Below are 20,827 nucleotides of genomic sequence, written 5' to 3'. Positions count from 1 at the left end.
TGGGCGGCGTGCGCCCGTCTGTCAGGATCCCGCGGCCGGGACGCGGCCCGCGCCTCCCGATGCGCCGAATCCATTGCCGCCGCCCCGCCAGTCTTGTGCGATCCGCCCGCTCGAGCGCCGGGAACCGCGCACGTTCACACGCTCGAAACGTGCCCGGAACACGTCTGCGCGACACGGCGCGAGTGCTGTGGGCCCGAGCGGAGACTCGCGGACGGCGTCAGAGCTGAGGGCGGGTCAGGAGGCGGCCGACCGGGGCCTGCGTGGCCGCGGTCACCGCGACTCCGCCGACCCAGGTGGCGGCGACGGCGCCGCGGAGCACGCGGCCGTCGTAGGCCGACACCTTGTTCTTGTGGGCGAGCGCGCCGACGTCGATGCGCGACTGGGCGTCGGGATCGAAAGCCACCAGGTCGGCGTCGGCGCCCGCTCGCAGCAGGCCCTTGTGCCCGAGTCCGGCGAAGGCGGCGGTGCCGGTCGACATCCAGGCGACGACCTGCTCGAGCGGGATCCCGCGCTCGTGCGCTCCGGTCCAGATCGCGCGGAAGCTCAGCTCGAGGCCCGAGATGCCGCCCCAGGCGAGGCCGAAGTCGCCGTCGTGCGCGAACTTCAGCTCGGCAGTGGCGGGGGAGTGGTCGGAGGCGATGATGTCGATCGTGCCGTCGAGCAGGCCCTTCCAGAGCAGCTCGCGGTTGCGCTCGTCGCGGATGGGCGGGCAGCACTTGAACTCGGTCGCGCCGTCGGGGATCGAGGCCGCGTCGAAGGTCAGGTAGTGCGGGCAGGTCTCGGCAGTGATCCGCAGTCCCTCGGCCTTCGCCTCGCGCAGCAGTGGAAGGGCATCGGCGGAGGAGAGGTGCAGGATGTGCGCGCGGCCACCGGTCTCGCGGACCGCCTCGATCACGTGCAGGATCGCGCTCTTCTCGGACGCGGGTGGCCGCGAGTCGACGAACGCGCCGTACGAGGTGCCTCCGTCGTTCGCGCTCGACTCGAGCTCGGCCGGGTCCTCGGCGTGCACGATCAGCAGACCGTCGAACGCGGCGATCTCGTGCATCGCCTCGAACAGCTGATCGGTGCTGAGGTGCGGGAACTCGTCCACTCCGCTCGGCGAGAGGAAGCACTTGAAGCCGAAGACGCCGGCGTCGTGGAGCTCGCGGAGGGTACCCAGGTTGGACGGGATCGCTCCGCCCCAGAAGCCCACGTCGACCAGCGCCTGCGGGCCGGCCGCCGCGCGCTTGGCCTCGAGGCCCGCGACGGTTGTCGTCGGCGGGATCGAGTTCAGCGGCATGTCGATGATCGTGGTGACGCCTCCGGCCGCCGCGGCCCTGGTGGCCGAGGCGAACCCCTCCCACTCGGTGCGGCCGGGCTCGTTGACGTGCACGTGGGTGTCGACCGCGCCCGGGATCAGCACCTGGCCCTCGGGTAGGGTGACCTCCTCGAGGGTCCGCCACGGCGCATCGAAGGCGCCGACGGCGACGATCAGACCCTCGGCGATCGCGATGCTCGCGGGCTGACGGCCGTGCTCGGTCAGCACGGCGGAGGAGCGGATCACGAGGTCGAGCGAGGGAGCGTCGGAAGGCATGGATCGACCCTATACTCGGCATGTTTCCTGCGTGTGAGCGCCCTTCGGCGGCTCGCTCGCGCCCCCGGCAGTGACGCCTTCCGTTCCGCTCCGAGGAGGTCGCCGTGCTCGAACTGGCCGTGCCGATCCTCGAGCGCGTCGAGGCGGGCCAGCGCGTCGCCGTGGTCACCGTGACCCATGTCTTCGGATCCGCCCCGCGCGCCCTCGGCTCGTCGATGGCGGTCGACGAGGAGGGCGCCGCGATCGGCTCGATCTCGGGCGGCTGCGTCGAGGCGCAGGCCTACGAGCTGGCACTGGAGGTGCTCGGGGCGGGAGTGAGCGCCTCGGAGCACTTCGGCTTCGACGATGAGGCGGCCTTCGCGGCCGGCCTGTCGTGCGGCGGGCAGCTGCGGGTGCTCGGGCACGCCGTCGACGCGTCGTCGGGAGCGGTGCTCGCCGAGCTGCGGGCCGCCCGGGCGGGGCGTCCGGCGGGGCTCGCGATGATCGTCGGGGGGCCGGAGGAACTCGTCGGGCTGGTGCTGACCGGAGCCACGCGCGCGCAGGACGTCGTCGGGCAGCACCTCGATGACGACACGGTGCGCCGGATCCTCGCCGAGCGTTCGGCGCGCATGCTCTCGGGCCGCTCCGCGAGCGTCGAGATCGACTGCCAGGGCTCCGAGCTCGAGGTGACCTACATCGTCCACGCCGAGAAGCCACGACTGCTCGTCTTCGGCGCCGTCGACTTCTCGGCCGCTCTCTGCGCCGCGGGCGCCCTGCTCGGCTACCGCGTGACGGTGTGCGACGCGCGGCCGGTCTTCGCGACGGCTGAGCGCTTCCCCGCGGCCGACGAGGTGGTGGTCGAGTGGCCCTCCGACTACCTCGCGAGTACTCCGGTCGACGCCCGCACGGTGATCGCGGTGCTGACCCACGACGAGAAGTTCGACATCCCGCTGCTCGAGCTGGCGCTGACGCTGCCCGTCGCGTACGTCGGGGCGATGGGTTCGCGCCGCACGCACGAGCGCCGGCTGGGGCTCCTGCGGACGGCGGGGGTCGCCGAGGACGCGCTCACCCGGCTGCACTCGCCGATCGGTCTCGACATCGGCGCGTCCACGCCGGAGGAGACGGCGGTGTCGATCCTCGCGGAGGTGCTGGCGATCCGCTCCGGCGCCTCCGGAACGCCGCTCGCGGGTCGCGCCGGGCCGATCCACGCGGCGCGCTGACGCCCTGGCGCGCTCCGCGAGATGCCACTTCGGTACGCGTCTCCCGGCGTGTCGCGTACCGAAGTGGCATCTCGCGGGAGGGCATCAGGGGCCGCGCGGAAACCGACGGGAAACACGGCGGTGGCATGCTCGGGGGATGCAGCGCCACATCATCACCGGAGCCCACGTCGCCACCGTCGATGCGGCGGGCAGCGAGCACTCGGGCGGCCACGTGGTCGTCGACGACCGCCGCATCACCGCGGTCGGCGCGGGCGCGCCTCCGGCCTGGGCCCTCGACGGCCGTGCGCCGACCGGGCTGCCCGCGCAGGAGCCGGTGACGATCACGCGCGTCGACGGACGCGGGCACCTGCTCACGCCGGGCCTCGTCAACACGCACCACCACCTCTACCAGTGGCTCACCCGCGGCTGGGCGCAGGACTCGATCCTCTTCGACTGGCTCGTCGCGCTCTACCCCGCGTGGTCGCGGATCGACGCCGACCTCACCCGCTCCGCCGCCCTCGGCGCCATGGGCGTGCTCGCCCGCTCCGGCTGCACGACCGTCGGCGACCACCACTACGTGTTCCCGCGCGGATCCGGTGACATCGTCGGCGGGATCGTCGACGCGGCGTCGACCCTCGGGCTCCGCCTGCATGCGACCCGCGGCTCGATGGACCTCGGCGAGTCGCAGGGCGGCCTGCCGCCGGACTTCGCCGTCGAGACGACCGCGGCGGCGCTGGAGGCGAGCGGCGCGGCCGTCGAGCGCTACCACGACGCCTCCTTCGACTCGATGGTGCGCGTCGCGATCGCGCCGTGCTCGCCGTTCTCGGTCACTCCCGATCTGCTGCGCGAATCGGCGGTGCTCGCCCGCCAGCTCGGCGTGCGGCTGCACACCCACGGCTCCGAGACGATCGAGGAGGACGCCTACACCCGCGAGGCGTTCGGGATGTCTCCCACCGACTACCTCGAGTCGCTCGGCTGGCTCGGCGACGACGTCTGGATGGCGCACTGCGTGCACCTCGACGACGACGCCATCGCGAAGTTCGCGGCCACGGGCACCGGAGTCGCGCACTGCCCCTCCTCGAACGGCCGGCTCGCCGCGGGGATCGCGCCGATCCCGCAACTGCTCGCGGCCGGGGCGCCGGTCGGTCTCGGTGTCGACGGAGCGGCGTCGAACGAGTCGGGGCAGCTCGGCATCGAGATCCGCGAGGCGGTGCTGATGAACCGGCTGCGCGCCGGTGCCGACCGGATGAGCGCTCGCCAGGCGCTCTCGGTCGCGACGATCGGGGGCGCGCGGGTGCTCGGCCGGCAGGACGAGATCGGCTCGATCGAGGTCGGGAAGCTGGCGGATCTGGCGCTGTGGAAGGTCGACGGGATCGAGCACGCGGGGATCGCGGACCCGGTCGCGGCGCTGGCGCTGGGGTCGCAGCCTCCGCTGACACTGCTGCTGGTCAACGGGCGGCCGACGGTGACGGAGGGTCGGCTCGTGCACGCGGACGAGGACGCGATCGCCCGCGAGGTCGCCCGCGCGAGCGCGGAGCTGGCGTCACGGGTCTGAGACCGAGCGCTGAGCGAGCAGCGCGCGGACCGATGTGCATGAATGTGAGGAAGAACCGGACTGCCGACCCGCTGACGGCGGTGGGTCTCCCTCCGCCCCCGCGCGGCTCCTGACCAGCATGCAAGCGTGCGTCGCGTGAGTGGGCGCCTGCCGGACCTTCAGCGCAGGCAGGGCCGGTTCGGAGTCCAGTTGCGCCGGGCGACTCGCAGGGGACGTGGCCGGGCGCCCGATAGCGCAGGGCCGGCCAGTGGACGAGCCCGCTCAGCCCTGGGGCGCCTCCGCCGCGACGGTGCGGACCGGGGCGGCATCGGGGTGCAGCAGGCGCCACACCCGGTCGCGCGAGAGCGGCAGCTCGAAGGGCCGCACCCCGATCGCGTCGCGGACGGCGTTGGCCAGCGCCGGGGCGACCGGGTTGTAGGGCGCCTCGCTCATCGACTTCGCACCGAACGGGCCGAGGTCGTCGGCGGTGTCGGCGAAGAGCACCTCCGTCGTGGGCACGTCCGCCATCTGCGGGATGTGGTAGTTCCGGAGGATCGCCGTCGTGACCGTGCCCGCGCCGTCGAGGATCACCTCCTCGTAGAGCGCCGAGCCGATCGCCTGGGCGACTCCGCCCTCGACCTGGCCGCGGCACTGCTCCGGGTTGATGACGAAGCCCGCATCCGCGGCCTGCACCGACTGCAGGATGCGGACCTCGCCGGTCGATGCGCGCACGGCGACGCGGAAGCCCTGCACGTTGAACGCGAGCGAGCGCTGAGCGCCGTCCTCGGTCCCCGTCGCGCTGACCGGCCCGCCGGCCGCGAGCGCGAGATCGCCGAAGCTCACTCGGGTGCCGTCGGGCGCGAGCAGTCCCTCGTCGTCCGGCTCGAACTCGCCGCCCTCGATCCCGGTCAGCCGCTTCGCGAGCGAGCGGAGGTCGGCGAGCAGCCGCACGGCCGCGGCGTAGACCGCCTTGCCCGCGACGACCGTCCCCGCGCTGCCGAACGCGCCGGTGTCGTACCGCGCAGCGGCGGTGTCGGACTGCCGGATGCGCACCCGGTCAGCCGAGGCGCCGAACGCGCTCGCGACGAGCTGGGTGTGCACGGTCGTGGTGCCGTTGCCGAACTCGGAGGTGCCGACTCCGATCGTGAGCACACCGTCGGCGTCGACCTCGACGGTCGCCTCCGAGAAGTGGCCGCGCGGAGGGATCGTGGCGATCATCGCGACCGCCATGCCCTCACCGATCCGCCAGTCGGGCCCCTCCGGGACCGCGTCGGCTCGGCCGCGCACGAGCGCCGCCTCGGTCAGGTCGAGGCACTGGTCGAGCCCGTACGAGGCGAAGCCGATGTCCTCGCCCTCGACGTGCGTGACGACGAGGGGATCACCGGGGCGCACCGCGTTGATCCGGCGCAGCTCGAACGGATCGATGCCGAGCTCGCGGGCGAGCTGGTCCATCGCCGACTCGATGCCGAAGATCACCTGCCCGAGCCCGTAGCCGCGGAACGCGCCCGAGGGCAGGTTGTTCGTGTAGACGGCCTGCGCATCGACGCGCTTGTGGGGCGCGTTGTAGGTCGCGACCGACTCCGACGTGCCGTGGAACATCACTCCGGGCCCGTGGTTGCCGTAGGCCCCCGTGTCCGAGAGGACGTCGACCTTCATGGCCGTCAGCCGCCCGTCGCGGCGGGCGCCGAGCGTCACGCCGACGCGCATCGGGTGGCGGCACGGGGCCATCGTGAACTCGTCGGTCCGGGTGAACTCGTACTGCACAGGGCGTCCGGTCGCGAGCACGGCCAGGGCGACGACGTCCTCCGTGAGGATCTCCTGCTTGCCGCCGAAGCCCCCGCCGACCCGAGCGGTGAACACGCGGACGCTCTCGGGCGACCGGTCGAAGATCCGCGCGATCTCGTCGCGCACGAGGAACGGCACCTGGGTCGAGGTCCGCAGCACCAGCTGATCGCCGTCGAGCCAGCCGACCGTGCCGTGCGTCTCGAGCGCGGTGTGCGCGACGCGCGAGGTCTGCCAGCGGCCCTCGACGACGACGTCGGCCTCGGACAGCCCCTGCGCGACATCGCCGTACTCGCCGTGCAGCTCGGCGACGACGTTCGAGGCCGGGTCGGCGATCCGGGACGCGATCGGGTCCTTCTCGCCGTGCAGGAGCGGCGCGCCGGGCGAGCGCGCCTCCTCAGGATCGAAGACGGCCGGCAGCACCTCGTACTCGACGTCGATCGCGCGGCAGGCGATCTCGGCCTGCGCGACCGACTCGGCGACCACGACGGCGACGCGCTGCCCGCGGAAGCGCACGACGGTGTCGAGCATCCGCGTGTCGTCGGGATCGTCGAGCCGCGACTCGTGGCGGGCGGTCGAGTAGAGCAGATCGGGCACATCGGAGGCGGTCAGCACCGCGACGACGCCGGGCATCGCGGCCGCCGCGCGGGTGTCCATCGACACGATGCGTGCGTGAGCGTGCGGGCTCTGCAGGACCTTCAGGTGCAGCAGCCCGGGCACCGCGACGTCGAGCGTGTAGGGCTCGCTGCCCGACACGATGCGGCGCCCGGCGGGGGCGCCGAGGGAGCGGCCGACCCGCGACTCGTCGGCGGTCGGGCGGCCGGTGCGGCGGACGGGGGACAGGCCGCTCGGGTGCTCGCAGGAGCCTCCGCAGGAGTGCCCACCGCTGACCGCCTCGGCGATCGCGCGGTAGCCGGTGCAGCGGCAGAGATTGCCCTTCATCAGCCGCGGGACGTCCTCTGCACGCGCGCCCTCGATCGCGGTCGCCGTCACGACCATGCCCGCCGTGCAGAAGCCGCACTGGAACGCGCCGGAGTCGACGAAGGCCTGCTGCACGGGGCTCGGCTCCTCTGCGGTGCCGAGACCCGCCGCCGTCGTCACCTCGCGGCCCTCGAGGCGGTGCGCGGGGTAGAGGCAGGAGTGGAACGGGGTGCCGTCGACGAGCACCGAGCAGGCGCCGCAGTCGCCCGCGTCGCAGCCCTTCTTGACCTCGAAGTGATCGTGGTCGCGCAGCAGAGTGCGCAGGACCTGGCCGGGTCGCGGAGTCGCGTCGACCGCCTCGCCGTTGACGGTGAACCTCATGCGCGGCTCCCCTCGAGCTCGTGGCGGATCTCCTCGGCCAGCACCAGAGAGACCGCATGCCGCCAGTCGGCGGCACCGTGCGGATCGGTGAACCAGGTCGCGATCGCGTCGACGCCCGCCGAGAGCTCGTCGGCAGCGGGGAGAGCAGCGAACCGCAGGACCTCGGGCCGGATCGTCGCACCCGTCACGCACAGCACGAATCCGCCGTCGACGTCGAGCCGGCCGATCACGACCGCGCCGGAGCGACCGAGCGGCGAGAGGGCGATCTTGCGGAACGCGGTCCGCGCCTCGAGAGCGTGCGACGGGACCTCGATCGAGCGGATCACGTCGCCGTGGCCGAGCGTCGTCGTCATGTTGCCGGTCACGAGCTCGGCGACGGGCACGAGATCGTCGGAGCCGTCGGCGCGCCAGATCAGCGCCTCGGCGTCGAGCGCGGCGGCGAGGCCGATCATCGGGCCGGCCGGCAGCGCGTTGGCGATGTTGCCGGCCACCGTCGCGACGTTCCAGATCTTGAACGAGCCGAGCAGGGCCGTGCAGCACTGGAAGAAGAGCGGGCCGTGGTCGGGCAGAGCGGCGAGCTGGGTGAGGGTGCAGGTCGCGGCGATCGAGAGGCCGGCGGGAGTGACGCTGAGCGGCTCCCAGCCGAAGCCCTGCAGATCGAGCAGCTCGTCGAGGTGGTCGTGCGGGAGGGAGAAGACCCAGGAACCGCCTCCGATGACCGCGGTGCGCGGGCCCATCGCCGCCAGATCGGCGCGCTCGCGGACGACGCGGACGCGCTGGATCGTGTTCAGGTCCATGCCGCGCCTCTCGCCGGAGCCCGCGGGGTGCGGACTCCTCCAGTCAACCCCAGACGTGTGACACCCGTGTTACCCGGGTCTGTCGCCCCGCGCTCCGGTCGCGGCACCCCCTGGCGGATCCGCCAGTCAGGAATCGGTCCTCGTCGAGGGCACCACCCGGCCGTCTCGACGGTGACCCGTTCCCACCCCGCCACTGCGCTCAGCCGAGCGACGCCACCCACTCCGAGCTGCCGTCGACGAACGACTGCTCCTTCCAGATGGGCACCGTCGCCTTGATGTCGTCGACCAGCGCCGCGCACGCCTCGAAGGCTGCCGCGCGGTGCGGGGAGGCGACGGCGCAGGCCAGCGCCAGGTCTCCGACGACCAGGTCGCCGACGCGGTGCACCGCGGCGATCCGCACCTCCGGGAAGCGGTCCGCGATGCGCTCGGCCGAGGCGAGCAGCGCGGCGGACGCCTCCGGGTGCGCCTCGTAGTGCAGGCGGAGCACCCCGCGTCCCTCGTCGTGGTCGCGGACCACTCCGGCGAAGGTCACCACCGCACCGTGCGCGGGGGAGTCGACGGCGTGCTCGCACTCGTCGACGGTGATCGCCTCGTGGGCGATCCGCGCGAGCGCGACGGCGTCAGCGGACATGGTCGCCGCCTCCGAGCTGATCGAGGAGGTGGCCGATGACCGGATCGAGCACGCCGATCCCGTCGCGGACTCCGCCGGGCGACCCGGGCAGGTTGACGATGACGCTCGCGCCCGAGACTCCAGCCGTGCCGCGGCTGAGGATCGCGGTGGGCACGTGCGCGGCGCCCCGTGCGCGGATCGCCTCGGCGAGACCGGGCAGCTCCCGCTCGATCAGCGGAGCCGTCTGCTCGGGGGTGACGTCGCTCGGAGCGACGCCCGTGCCCCCTGTGGTGACCACGATGTCGACCCCGGTGCCGATCGCGTCCGAGATCGCCTCGCCGACCGCGTCGCCGTCGGCGACCACGACCACGCGTCCCTCCCAGCCCCGGCTCTCGAACCAGGCCAGCAGCGCCGGTCCGGTGCGATCCTCGTAGACCCCGGAGGCGGCGCGGGTGGAGGCGACCACGGCGACCGCGCGCCGCGTCACTGGACGCTCCACGACCCGCTGCGGCCGCCGGCCTTGGCGAGCACGCGGACGTCGGTGATGACCGCGCCGCGATCGACGGCCTTGAGCATGTCGTAGACGGTCAGTGCCGCGACGGTGACGGCGGTGAGCGCCTCCATCTCGACGCCGGTGCGGCCGCTGGTGCGCACGCGCGCCTCGATCCGCACGCGGTCACCGCTGGGCTCGAGATCGATGTCGACCCCGTCGAGCACGAGCGGGTGGCAGAGCGGGATCAGTGTGGAGGTGGCCTTCGCGCCCATGATCCCGGCGATCCGCGCCACTCCCAGCGCCTCGCCCTTGGGCAGCTCGCCCTGCGCGAGCAGCCGGACGACCTCCGCAGTGGTGACGACGAACCCCTCGGCGACCGCGGTGCGCGCGGTCACCTCCTTTCCGCCGACGTCGACCATGTGCACGGCGCCGTCGCCGCGGACGTGGGTGAGGCGGGTGCCCTCAGTCATCGATCCTCCAGATCTCGACCGTGTCGCCGGTCGCTGCGCGTTCCGTCCCGACGGGGACGTGGATGAGTATGTTCGAGCGGGCGTAGGACGCGAGCAGGTGCGAGCTCGGGCCTCCGACCGCGTGCACGAGGCCCTCGTCGTCGAGGAGCCCGCGCCTGATCTGATGCAGGTGCACGGGCGAGTCGAGCGGGGCGCCGAGCCGGGCCCGCAGGCGCGGTCGCTCGGCGGGGTGCCGCCCGGCGAGCGAGCGCAGCACGGGGCGGAGGAAGACCTCGAACGACACCAGCGCGCTCACCGGGTTGCCGGGGAGCGACACGATCGGGAGGTGCGTGCCGTCCGTCATCCGCACGAGGCCCAGTCCCTGCGGTCCGCCCGGCTGCATCGCGACGTGGCCGAACTCCGAGCCGGCGGGACCGAGTGCATCGCGCACGACCTCGTAGGCGCCGGCGCTGACTCCGCCGACCGTGATCGCGAGATCAGCCCCCGCCGCGTGCTCGTGCAGGAGCGCCAGGAGATCCTCGGCGCGGTCGCTGCCGCACGGCGTGACGATCGGCAGGCCGCCCGCCTCACGCACGGCCTCGGCGAGCAGGGCGCCGTTCGCGTCGTAGATCTGCGCGTCCTCGAGCACCGCGCCCGCGGGGCGGATCTCGTGCCCGGTCGGCACGACGAGGACGCGGAGGCGGGGGAGCACCTCGATCTCGGTCAGCCCGAGGGAGGCGAGCAGGCCGTAGTGCGCGGCGCGGAGGGTGGTGCCGGCCGGCAGCGCGAGGTCTCCGCTCCGGGTGTCGCTGCCGCGGGCGCGGACGAAGGTCGAGGCGACGACGGGCGCCGAGAAGGCGACGTGCGCGTCATCGGAGCCGGTCGCGAGGAAGCGCGGCGGGTCGACGCGCTCGATCGGCACGACGGCGTCGGCGCCGACGGGAAGGGGCGAGCCGGTCATGATCGGGGCCGCGGTGCCGGGCGCGAGCCGGGGTGCGCGGTCGCCGGCCGGGATGGGCGCCACGACCGGCAGCACGACCGGGCTGTCGGCGGTGGCCGCGTCGAGATCGGCGGCGCGCACGGCGTAGCCGTCCATCTGCGAGTTGTCGAAGCGCGGCAGGTCGAGCGGCGCGGCGACCGAGCGGGCCAGCACCCGGCGGTCGTACGCGCCGGGGTCAGCGGCGATGGAGGCGGGATCCAGCGTCAGCGACTCGCGGGAGCCCCGCTCGGCCAGGGGGGCGAGCAGCGCTCGCACCCGGGCGGCGTGCAGGTCGATCGAGGTCATCGCGTCCTCTCCGGTGCTCGCCCGGCGACGTGCGGGGCCGGAGTCCATCCTGCCGGGTCGCGCGCAGATCCGGCGCGTAGTCTGTCCGGATGAGCACAGCACTCGGGATTCCTGCCATCCGGCCCCGGCGGCAGAGCTCTGAGCTCCCCGCCGAGCGACCCGCTACTCCGCTGCTCCTCGACACCTACGGGCGGGTCGCCGACGACCTCCGGATCTCGCTCACCGACAAGTGCAATCTGCGCTGCACCTACTGCATGCCGGCCGAGGGTCTGCCGTTCCTCGCTCCCGCCTCGCTGCTCACCCGCGACGAGATCGTCCGCCTCGCGAGCATCGCCGTCGAGCAGTTCGGGGTACGCCAGATCCGCTTCACGGGCGGCGAGCCGCTGCTGCGCAAGGATCTCGTCGACATCATCCGCGACGTCGCCGCACTCGAGCCGCGGCCCGAGATCTCGCTGACCACCAACGCGATCGGCCTCTCGGGTCGGGCGGAGGCGCTCGCCGCAGCAGGGCTGAACCGGGTCAACGTCTCGCTCGACTCGATCTGCCCCGAGACCTTCGCCAAGGTCACCCGGCGCCCCTTCCTCGACCGAGTGCTCGCCGGCATCGACGCGCTCGGGCCCGCGGGGCTGGCCCAGACGAAGATCAACGCCGTGCTGCTGCCCGGCATCAACGATCAGGAGGCGCCCGAGCTGCTCGCGTGGGCGCTCGCCGGCGGCCACCAGCTGCGCTTCATCGAGCAGATGGCGCTCGACGCCGACCACGGCTGGGATCGCGAGACGATGATCACCGCTGCGGGCATCCGCGCGATCCTCTCGGAGCGATTCACCCTCACGCCGCACGCCGCCCCGCGCGACGGTGCTCCCGCCGAGCTGTTCGACGTGCACGAGGCGGGCGTGCTCGAAGGGCCGGTCCTCGGGCAGGTGGGCATCATCGCCTCCGTCACCGAGCCGTTCTGCGGCGACTGCCGGCGCACCCGCCTCACGGCTGAGGGCGGTGTGCGCAGCTGCCTGTTCTCGAACGACGAGACCGATCTGCTGGGGCCGATGCGCGCGGGCGCCGACGACCACGAGGTCGCGCAGCTGTGGCGCGGTGCGATGTGGGCGAAGCCCGCGGGCCACGAGATGAACCGGGTCGGCTTCGTGCAGCCCGAGCGCACCATGAGCGCGATCGGCGGATGAGCGTGCGGGTCCGCTACTTCGCCGCGGCGAAGGCTGCTCTGGGGCGCGCCGGCGACGACTTCGACGACCTGCACGACCTCGGGGCGCTCGAGGCGCGGCTGATCGCCTCCGTGCCCTCGGCGGCCGACGTGCTGGCGCGGTGCACCTACCTGGTCGGCGGGGTGTCGACGACCGACCGCGCGACTCCGCTCGCGGCGGAGACGACGGTCGACGTGCTGCCGCCGTTCGCCGGCGGCTGAGGACACACGACCCGTCCTCTGCGGGTGCGATCTGCAGGCGCTGGTGCGATCTGCAGGCGCTGGTGCGATCTGCAGGAGACGGTGCGATCTGCAGGCGGTTCGGGTTCGCAGCGGATTCCGGCGCGGCGGGATGCGGTTTCCGCGGCTCGCAGCCTGCAGATCGCACGAACGCCTGCAGATCGCACGAACGAACGCCTGCAAACCGAACGAACGCCTGCAGACCGCACGAACGCCTGCAGATCACACGCTCACCAGCCCGAGCTCAGCTCCAGGCCGCGGCCCCGCCCACCAGCGAGTCCGCCGCGACCCCTGCTGCCGCCGCGCGCTCCGCCGCGATCCGCGAGCGCACGCCCGACGCGCAGTAGATCACCAGTGAGCCCGCCGGCAGCTCCCGTGGATCGAACCGCGACATCGGCATCCGCACCGCCCCCGGCACCGCCACCGACCGGTCCTCCGCGTCCTCGCGCAGGTCGACCACCGTCGGCGGCACGGCCCCGGCCAGCAGTGCACGCAGCTCCGCGGCGGTCACCGACCCCGCCCCCACGGTCCGCGGAGGCACCGCAGGCACCGCGCGCGCCAGCGGCAGCTCGGTCCACGACCCGTCGAGCGCGTCGTGCACCAGCACCCGCCCGAACAGCGGCGTGCCGATCCCCGTCACCAGCTTCACGACCTCGCTCGCCATCGCCGACCCGACCGTCGCGCAGAGCGTTCCCAGCACGCCGACCGTGGCGCAGCTGTCGGCCGAGTCCTCCGCCTCGGGGTGCAGGGCGCGCAGAGTGACGCCTCCGCCCGGCGCCGCAGCCCAGAAGGTCGAGAGCTGGCCGTCGAAGCCGAGCGCCGACCCCCAGACGTGCGGGATTCCGGCGCGGGTGGTCGCGTCCGACGCGAGGTAGCGCGAGCCGAAGGTGTCGAAGCCGTCGACGACCACGTCCCAGCCCTCGACCAGCTCGTCGGCGTTCACCGAGGTGAACGCGACGGAGTAGGCCTGCGCGTCGATCACCGGCGAGAGGCGCCGCGCAGTGGCGGCCGCCGACTCCGCTTTCGAGAACCCCACCGACGAGCTGTCGTGCGCGGTCTGCCGCGACAGGTTCGACGGCTCGACCACGTCGGAGTCGACGATCCCCAGCCGGCCGATCCCCGCCGCGGCGAGCGCCGTGATCACCGGCGAGCCGATCCCGCCGGCACCGAGGACCAGCACGCGGGCGTCCAGGAGTCGCCGCTGACCCTCCTCGCCGAACAGCCGGATCTGACGGGCGTAGCGATCCCGATCGCCTGCGGTCAGGTTCATGCGAGCACCGTCTTCCACTGGCCCTCGAAGGCGACGGCGGTGAAGCCGACGGCCTCGTTCACGGTGAGCATCGGGCGGTTCTCCTCGGCGTTCCAGGTGTAGACGGCGCGGCAGCGCGTCGCGGTGAGCTGCTCGAGCGCGTCGAGCTTCAGCAGCATCCCGAGCCGGTGACCGCGGTGCTCGGGCAGCACGAGGGTGTCTCCCCACAGCGCCGGGCGGTCGGGGAGCAGGTCGATCGTGCAGTAGCCGACGAGCCGGCCGCTCGCGCGATGCAGCACAGCGGAGGCGAGCTCGACGCGTCCGCCTGCTGCGGCACCGTGCTCATGGGCCGCGAGGCGCTCACGGGTCCAGGTCTCCTCCGGCACCGACAGTCCCGCCGATGGCGCCTGCGTGGTCATCGCGGTGCGGAGGAGGAGCAGGTCGTCGATCCACTCCGCCGGCGTCCTGCCGCGCCAGTGCAGCACCTCGTACCCGGCGCTGTGCTCGAGAGCGGCGCGGCGCCGGGCGCCGAGCGATTCGATCGGCAGCCGGGCGACGCTCACCCGCTCGACCTGCTCGAGACTCCAGCCGCGCGCGGTCAGCCACCGTGCCCCGGGGTCGGCGGAGGGGATCGAGCCCGCGCCCGAGAGCGGCTCGAGGCGATCACCGGTGGCGTCCGCGCGGTGCGCCGTCCAGGTCTGCAGCACGCGTCGGCCGAGGCCCGCGGCGTCCGCGCTGAGCCGCTCGAGCAATGCCGTCCCGACGCCTTTCCTGCGTTCCCCTGGAAGCACCGCGATCGAGAGCCACGCCGCGTCGTCGTCCGCCTCCGCGCTCCAGTGCAGTTCGCCGCTGCCGACGACGCGGCCGGCGAGCTCGGCGAGGAACGCCCGCTGGGGCGAGAACTCCTGCTGCCGCCATTCGCCGAGATTCGTCTCGGGGGAGTAGCCGAGGTCGTCGGTCCCGGTGCCCTCGGCCTCGATGACGTTGCCGATCGCGGTGAGCGCGACGAAGTCCTCCCACCCCTCGGCACCGGGGCGCTCGGGGATCGTGAGGGCACGGACGGAGGGGCGGGTCACTCCTCCAGTGTGCACTCCTCGTCCGACAGGGAGGTCGAGTGCAGGAGCCTGCCCTCGGCGCGGACCTCCTCCACCTCCCACGCGGAGGACAGCAGAACGACGTCGGCGGCGTACCCCGGCGCGACGAGCCCGAACCTGTCGGCGATGCCCAGCACGCGGGCCGGGGTGAGGGTCAGCGCCTCGATCAGCGCGGTGACCTCGATTCCGGCGTCGAGTCCGACGCGGAGCGCGCGATCCTGCGTGAGAGTGGAGCCGGCCAGGGTCTGCGTGCCGGCGATCGTCGCACGCCCCTCTCTGACGACGACGTCCGAGCCTCCCAGTCGGTAGGCGCCGTCGGTCGCTCCGGCGGCCGCCATCGCGTCCGTCACGAGGACGATCCGGTGCGGTGCGAGGTCGAAGAGCATCCGGGCGACCCGCGGATGCACGTGGTCGCCGTCGAGGATCAGTTCGAGGAACGCCCCGGGGGAGTCGACCGCGGCGAGGACCGGCCCCGGCTCGCGGTGGTGGATCCCGCGCATCGCGTTGAAGCTGTGCGTCAGGAGGGTCGCGCCCGCGCCGAAGGCGTCGAGCGCCTCGCGGTAGTCGGCCTCGGTGTGACCGACGGCGACGACGACTCCGGCGGCGGTGAACGACCCGAGGGCCGCCTCCGCTCCCGCGCGCCGCGGGTCGAGGGTGACCTGGCGGAGGGTGCCCGCCGCCGCATCGAGGAGCGCCCGGACCTCGTCGGCGTCGGGGTCGCGGAGGTGGCGCGGATCATGCGCGCCGGTCCGCTCCTCGGCGAGGAACGGGCCCTCCAGGTGGCTCCCGAGCAGGAGCGGAGTGCTGCGGGCCGCCTCCGCCGCCGCGCGCAGGTGCTCGATGATCTCGGCCGCGGGGGCGGCGACGAAGCTGGCCACCGCCCGCGTCGTCCCGTGCCGGTGGTGGGAGGCGAGGGCCGCCAGGAGTGCGTCGCCGCCGCCCTCGTTGCTGTGCCCGCCACCGCCGTGCACGTGCAGATCGATGAACCCCGGGACGAGGTAGCGGCCACGACCCTCCACCACCGTGGCGCCGTCCGCCGGGGGCGGATCGCCCGCTCCGCGCTCGAGGATCGTGCCCTCGTCCAGCAGAACCCAGGCGCTGTCGTCGGTTCCGTGCGCGTCGACGATGGTGACGTCGCGGATCAGTGTGGGCATCGGGTCACCTCTGCGGTCGGGCGGTCACCGGCGACGGACCAGTGGCGGTCGGCCGGCGCGAGCTGCGGCGCGGCCTCGTCGAGGACAATCGTCGCACCCGCGCTCCTCTGCAGGACCGATCCCCGCTGCGTGCGCGGCGGCGGCCCTGCCGACTGCCCGGCGCGACGGCGCTCAGCACCCGCCTCCCGGGCCCGAGCGGCCCATCGAGTACCGTGGGGATCGTTTTCGAACGGGAGCGAGGCGGGCGCAGGTGTATCTGAAGAGCCTGACCCTCAAGGGGTTCAAGTCCTTCGCTCAGCCGACCACGTTCGCCTTCGAGCCCGGCGTCACCTGCGTCGTCGGCCCCAACGGCTCGGGCAAGAGCAACGTCGTCGACGCGCTCGCCTGGGTAATGGGGGAGCAGGGCGCCAAGACCCTCCGCGGCGGCAAGATGGAGGACGTCATCTTCGCGGGCACCTCCACCCGCGGCCCCCTCGGTCGTGCCGAGGTCGCGCTCACCATCGACAACACAGACGGCGCTCTGCCGATCGAGTACACCGAGGTGACGATCACCCGCACGCTGTTCCGCAACGGAGGCAGCGAGTACGCGATCAACGGCCGCTCCTGCCGGCTGCTCGATGTGCAGGAGCTGCTGAGCGACTCCGGTCTCGGCCGCGAGATGCACGTGATCGTCGGCCAGGGGCAGCTCGACGCGGTCCTGCACGCTACTCCGGAGGAGCGCCGCGGCTTCATCGAGGAGGCCGCCGGCATCCTCAAGCACCGCCGCCGCAAGGAGAAGACCCTCCGCAAGCTCGACGCGATGCAGGCCAACCTCACCCGCCTCTCCGACCTCGCGGGCGAGATCAGGCGCCAGCTCAAGCCGCTCGGCCGCCAGGCCGAGGTCGCACGTCAGGCCCAGACGATCGCCGCGGTCGTGCGCGACGCGCGGGCGCGCCTGCTCGCCGACGACGTGGTGACCCTCCGCACCGCCCTCGACGGCTTCGCCCGGTCCGAGAGCGAGCGGCACAGCGAGCGGATCGTGCTGCAGGAGAAGCTCGAGCAGTCGACTCTGCGGATGGCGCGCATCGAGTCCGAGATGGTCGGCGACGCGGTCGACGACGCCCGGCGCACGACCTTCGAGCTCGAGTCGGTGCAGGAGCGGCTGCGCAACCTGTCGGCGCTGGCCGGGCAGCGCCTCGCCCTGCTCGAGCTCGAGTCGGAGCAGCCGCAGGCTCAGCCGCGCGTCACGCCGCAGCTGATCGAGGAGGCGCGTGACGAGCTCGAGCGCCTCCGGCAGGGAGTGCTCGACGCCGAGGCCGCCTGGGCCGCCGCGCAGCAGGCGACGCTCGCGGCCCGTCGCACGCTCGACGCCGTCGACGACGAGATCGCCGCGCAGTCCGCGCTGGTCTCGCGGCACGACCTCGAGATATCGAAGCTCACCGGCCAGGCCGACACCGCGGCATCCCGCCTCGCGGCCGTGCGCGGCGAGGTGCTGCGCGCGCAGAACACGCTCGACTCCGCAGTGCAGCGACGCGAGGCGGCCCAGCGTCAGCTCGACTCCCTCGAGGACGAGATCGGCGAGGCGGGCGGCGGCACCGACGGCACTCTCGACGAGGGCTACGAGCTCGCACAGTCCTCGGTGTTCGAGGCAGAGGGCGAGATCGAGCGCCTCCGCGAGGACCTGCACGCCCTCGAGCGCGAACGCGACGGCCTCGCCGCCCGCACGAGCGCCCTCTCCCTCGCCCTCGACAACTCCGACGGCTCGGCCGAGCTGATCGCGACCCGCCTCGACGGCGTCCGCGGCCGCGTCGCCGAGCGGATCCAGGTGCGCTCCGGCTACGAGGCCGCCATCGCCGCAGCGCTGGGCGTCGCCGCCGACGCCGTCCTCACCGATACCGTCGCGCACGCGGAGGCGGCCCTCGACGAGGCGGTCCGCCGCGAGCTCGGCCGGGTCGAGCTGCTCGTCGCCGACGCGGCGCGTCCCCCTCTCACCCTCGACGTGCCGGAGGGGGCCGTTCGCGCCGGCGATCTCGTCACCGGGCCCGCGGGGGTCCGCGCCCTCCTCGAGCAGATCGTCGTCGTCGACGATCTCGCCGCGGCGCGGAGGCTGTGGCCCGCCTTCGCCGGGAGCGTGCACCCGGTCACCGTGGTCACCCGCGACGGAGCCTCTGTCTCGGACGTCGTGCTCAGCGGAGGCGCCGGCGGCCAGCGCAGCCGCCTCGAGCTCGTCTCCGAGCGCGACACCGCCGCGAGCCGGCTGGAGGAGATCGAGGGGAGCATCGACCGCCTCCGCTTCGAGCTCGCCGAGCAGACCGGCGCCCTGAAGGCCGCGAAGGAGCAGTCGCGCCTCGCCCTGGCCGCCCTCCGCGAGCACGACGCCGCCCGCGCCGCCCACACCGAGCGCCTCGGCCGCGTGCGTGCGCAGCTCGAGGCCGCCGTCGCCGAGCACGGGCGCGGCGAGAAGGCTCTGAGCATCGCCTCCGAGCGGGTCGGTGACGCGGAGCAGGCGGCATACAGGGCCAAGAGCGAGCTCGACACCGCGCGCTCGCGACCGCGGCCGATCCTCGACGTGAGCGGGCGAGACGGTCTGCAGGGCGAGGTCGACGCGGCGCGCGAGCGCGAGATCGAGGCACGGCTGGGAGTCGAGACCGCCAAGGAGCGGGTCCGCGCCGAGCAGTCCCGCGGCGAGGCGCTCGCCCGCCAGCTCGCCGCCGACCGCGCCGCCGCCGACGAGGCGGCCCGCCGCGCGGTCATCCGGAGGCGCCAGCACGACGCCGCGGCCGAGGTCACCGGAGCGATCCCCGCGGTCCTCGCCTCCGTCGACCGCTCGGTGCAGCAGGCGCGCGCCGAGCTGGTGCAGGCCGAGGCGGCGCGATCGCAGCAGAACGCCGAGCTCCAGCTGCTCCGGCGCGAGGAGGCCGCGCTCCGCGACCGACTCCAGTCGGTGACCGAGAGCGTGCACGGACTCGAGCTGCAGATCTACGAGAAGCGGCTGCAGCTCTCCGGTCTGCTCGAGCGCGCGGGATCCGAGCTCGGACTCGTCGAGGACGTGCTGGTGGCCGAGTACGGACCCGAGGTCGGCGTGCCCGATGAGACCGACTCCGACGCCCCCGACCGCCCGTTCGTGCGCGAGGAGCAGCGCCGGCGCCTCGACAAGGCCGAGAAGCAGCTCGGCCAGCTCGGCCGGGTGAACCCGCTCGCGCTCGAGGAGTTCGCGGCACTCGAGCAGCGCCACGTGTTCCTCACCGAGCAGCTGACCGACCTGACGAACACGCGTCGCGACCTGATGACGATCATCGAGGAGCTCGACGAGACCATGCAGACGGTGTTCGCGTCGGCCTTCGACGACACCCAGGCCGCGTTCGCCGACGTGTTCCCGGTGCTCTTCCCGGGCGGCACCGGCAGCATCCGCCTCACCGATCCCGACAACCTGCTCACCACCGGCATCGAGGTGGCCGTGCGCCCGGCCGGGAAGAAGATCGAGCGGCTCTCGCTGCTCTCGGGAGGCGAGCGCTCACTGGCCGCCGTCGCCTTCATGGTCGCGATCTTCAAGTCGCGACCGAGCCCGTTCTACATCATGGACGAGGTCGAGGCGGCCCTCGACGATGCCAACCTGGGGCGCCTCCTGAGCATCTTCCAGGACCTGCGGACCTCGAGCCAGTTGATCGTGATCACGCACCAGAAGCGCACCATGGAGATCGCGGACGCCCTCTACGGCGTCTCGATGCGCCAGGACGGCGTCTCCGCCGTCGTCGGCCAGCGCGTGGAGGCCCCGGCGGTCTGACCTGCCGCGGGTGCGGTCTGCAGGCCCCTGTGCGGTTCGCAGGAGTTCGTGCGGTCAGCAGGAGTTCGTGCGGTCAGCAGGAGTTCGGAGCCGGAGAGCGCGTTCGTCCGCGTGGTCATGACCGCGACGCCGCCATCACCTGCAGATCGCACCGCCCCGCGCCAGAGAGTCCCACCTCGCGCGCCGGTACCCTTGACCCATGGCTGAACGCACCTCCTGGTCGCTCGGTCGCGCACTGCGCGGCCTGTTCGAGAAGCGCACGATCGACGACCAGACGTGGGACGACCTCGAGACCGCTCTGATCACCGCCGACTTCGGTCCGGACATCAGCGAGGAGATGATCGCCGACCTCCGCGCCAAGGTCGAGCGCTACAGCACGACCGACCCGCGCGATCTGCAGCGCATGCTCCGCGAGTCGCTCGAGGAGCGGCTGTCGAAGTACGACACGACCCTCAAGCTCAGCGAGCGCCCCGCCGTGATCCTCGTCGTCGGAGTCAACGGCGTCGGCAAGACCACGACCATCGGCAAGTTCGCCAAGTTCCTGCGCAATTTCGACCGCAGCGTCGTCGTCGGTGCGGCCGACACCTTCCGCGCCGCCGCCGTCGACCAGCTCGCCACGTGGGCGCAGCGCGCGGACGCGCAGATCGTCCGCCCGCAGCAGGAGCGCCAGGATCCGGCGTCGGTCGCCTTCCAGACCGTGCAGTTCGCGAAGGACAACGGCATTGAGATGGTCATCATCGACACCGCCGGCCGCCTGCACACCAAGGGCGGCCTGATGGACGAGCTGACCAAGATCAAGCGCGTCATCGAGAAGCAGGCGCCGATCTCCGAGATCCTGCTCGTGCTCGACGCCACGACGGGTCAGAACGGCCTGAGCCAGGCGGAGGCGTTCATCGAGCACGCGGGGGTCACCGGCCTGGTGATCACCAAGCTCGACGGTTCCGCCAAGGGCGGCTTCGTCCTCGCCGTGCAGGAGAAGACCGGCATCCCCATCAAGCTCGTCGGCCAGGGCGAGAAGATCGGCGACCTCACCGGCTTCACCCCTCACGTCTTCGCTCAGCAGCTCGTCGGCTGACGCGCTGCCGGCGGTGGGCGCCGCCGCGAGATGCCACCTCAGTACGCGACACGC

The 20,827-nt window shown here is 73.2% G+C and carries 16 protein-coding genes; 6 read left to right on the top strand and 10 right to left on the bottom strand.

Translation table 11 applies throughout. The annotated features are described in order from the left end of the window. Positions 1-217 precede the first annotated feature (217 nt). Positions 218-1,573, bottom strand: a complete 1,356-nt coding sequence (allB, locus tag ASG06_RS15445) for an allantoinase AllB (RefSeq protein WP_056044162.1) — start codon at positions 1,571-1,573, stop codon at positions 218-220. 104 nt (positions 1,574-1,677) lie between these two features. On the opposite strand from allB, the gene ASG06_RS15440 reads away from it, so the two are divergent. Further along, entirely contained in the window at positions 1,678-2,772 is a 1,095-nt protein-coding gene (locus ASG06_RS15440; RefSeq protein ID WP_056044160.1) for an XdhC family protein, read from the top strand. A 136-nt stretch (positions 2,773-2,908) separates the two neighbouring features. Next, positions 2,909-4,306, top strand: coding sequence for an 8-oxoguanine deaminase (locus ASG06_RS15435; protein ID WP_056044158.1), 1,398 nt, complete (start codon positions 2,909-2,911; stop codon positions 4,304-4,306). 261 nt (positions 4,307-4,567) lie between these two features. On the opposite strand, the gene ASG06_RS15430 is transcribed toward ASG06_RS15435, so the two are convergent. The 6 genes from ASG06_RS15430 to ASG06_RS15405 form a co-directional block, all read right to left on the bottom strand. Beyond that, complete coding sequence (locus tag ASG06_RS15430; RefSeq protein WP_056044157.1) at positions 4,568-7,369, bottom strand: molybdopterin-dependent oxidoreductase; 2,802 nt, start codon at positions 7,367-7,369, stop codon at positions 4,568-4,570. After that, complete coding sequence (locus ASG06_RS15425) at positions 7,366-8,166, bottom strand: FAD binding domain-containing protein (RefSeq protein WP_056044154.1); 801 nt, start codon at positions 8,164-8,166, stop codon at positions 7,366-7,368. Before ASG06_RS15425 ends, ASG06_RS15430 begins: the two co-directional genes overlap by 4 nt. Before the next feature lie 199 nt (positions 8,167-8,365). Continuing rightward, complete coding sequence (locus tag ASG06_RS20295) at positions 8,366-8,797, bottom strand: molybdenum cofactor biosynthesis protein MoaE (RefSeq protein WP_056044152.1); 432 nt, start codon at positions 8,795-8,797, stop codon at positions 8,366-8,368. Then, a complete protein-coding gene (locus ASG06_RS20290) occupies positions 8,787-9,263 on the bottom strand; it encodes a MogA/MoaB family molybdenum cofactor biosynthesis protein (protein WP_056044149.1) in 477 nt (158 codons plus the stop codon). The genes ASG06_RS20295 and ASG06_RS20290 overlap by 11 nt, the downstream gene beginning before the upstream one ends. Beyond that, a complete protein-coding gene (gene moaC / locus ASG06_RS15410) occupies positions 9,260-9,739 on the bottom strand; it encodes a cyclic pyranopterin monophosphate synthase MoaC (protein WP_056044148.1) in 480 nt (159 codons plus the stop codon). Before moaC ends, ASG06_RS20290 begins: the two co-directional genes overlap by 4 nt. After that, positions 9,732-11,003 (bottom strand): molybdopterin molybdotransferase MoeA, encoded by a 1,272-nt coding sequence (locus ASG06_RS15405; protein ID WP_056044146.1) that lies wholly within the window; start codon positions 11,001-11,003, stop codon positions 9,732-9,734. Before ASG06_RS15405 ends, moaC begins: the two co-directional genes overlap by 8 nt. An 89-nt stretch (positions 11,004-11,092) precedes the next feature. On the opposite strand from ASG06_RS15405, the gene moaA reads away from it, so the two are divergent. Both moaA and ASG06_RS15395 read left to right on the top strand, forming a co-directional pair. After that, positions 11,093-12,181, top strand: a complete 1,089-nt coding sequence (moaA, locus tag ASG06_RS15400; protein WP_056044143.1) for a GTP 3',8-cyclase MoaA — start codon at positions 11,093-11,095, stop codon at positions 12,179-12,181. Further along, entirely contained in the window at positions 12,178-12,420 is a 243-nt protein-coding gene (locus ASG06_RS15395) for a MoaD/ThiS family protein (RefSeq protein ID WP_056044142.1), read from the top strand. Before moaA ends, ASG06_RS15395 begins: the two co-directional genes overlap by 4 nt. A gap of 262 nt (positions 12,421-12,682) precedes the next feature. On the opposite strand, the gene ASG06_RS15390 is transcribed toward ASG06_RS15395, so the two are convergent. The 3 genes from ASG06_RS15390 to nagA are packed head-to-tail and all read right to left on the bottom strand — an operon-like array spanning position 12,683 to position 15,935. Continuing rightward, entirely contained in the window at positions 12,683-13,708 is a 1,026-nt protein-coding gene (locus ASG06_RS15390; RefSeq protein ID WP_056044140.1) for a HesA/MoeB/ThiF family protein, read from the bottom strand. Beyond that, a complete protein-coding gene (locus tag ASG06_RS15385; RefSeq protein ID WP_056044138.1) occupies positions 13,705-14,763 on the bottom strand; it encodes a GNAT family N-acetyltransferase in 1,059 nt (352 codons plus the stop codon). The genes ASG06_RS15390 and ASG06_RS15385 overlap by 4 nt, the downstream gene beginning before the upstream one ends. Next, positions 14,760-15,935, bottom strand: a complete 1,176-nt coding sequence (gene nagA, locus ASG06_RS15380) for an N-acetylglucosamine-6-phosphate deacetylase (protein WP_056044136.1) — start codon at positions 15,933-15,935, stop codon at positions 14,760-14,762. Before nagA ends, ASG06_RS15385 begins: the two co-directional genes overlap by 4 nt. A gap of 250 nt (positions 15,936-16,185) precedes the next feature. On the opposite strand from nagA, the gene smc reads away from it, so the two are divergent. Continuing rightward, positions 16,186-19,698 carry a chromosome segregation protein SMC gene (gene smc / locus ASG06_RS15375; RefSeq protein ID WP_056044135.1) on the top strand — a complete coding sequence of 1,171 codons (3,513 nt, stop codon included), beginning with the start codon at positions 16,186-16,188 and terminating at the stop codon, positions 19,696-19,698. Between the two features lie 199 nt (positions 19,699-19,897). Then, positions 19,898-20,773 (top strand): signal recognition particle-docking protein FtsY, encoded by an 876-nt coding sequence (gene ftsY / locus ASG06_RS15370; RefSeq protein WP_056044133.1) that lies wholly within the window; start codon positions 19,898-19,900, stop codon positions 20,771-20,773. The last annotated feature ends 54 nt before the right edge of the window (positions 20,774-20,827 follow it).

Source organism: Rathayibacter sp. Leaf185, from assembly GCF_001423885.1.
In the GTDB taxonomy this organism is placed as follows: Bacteria; Actinomycetota; Actinomycetes; order Actinomycetales; family Microbacteriaceae; genus Rathayibacter.
Note: the sequence above shows the minus strand (reverse complement) of the source record. Positions and strands in the feature narration are given on the sequence as shown.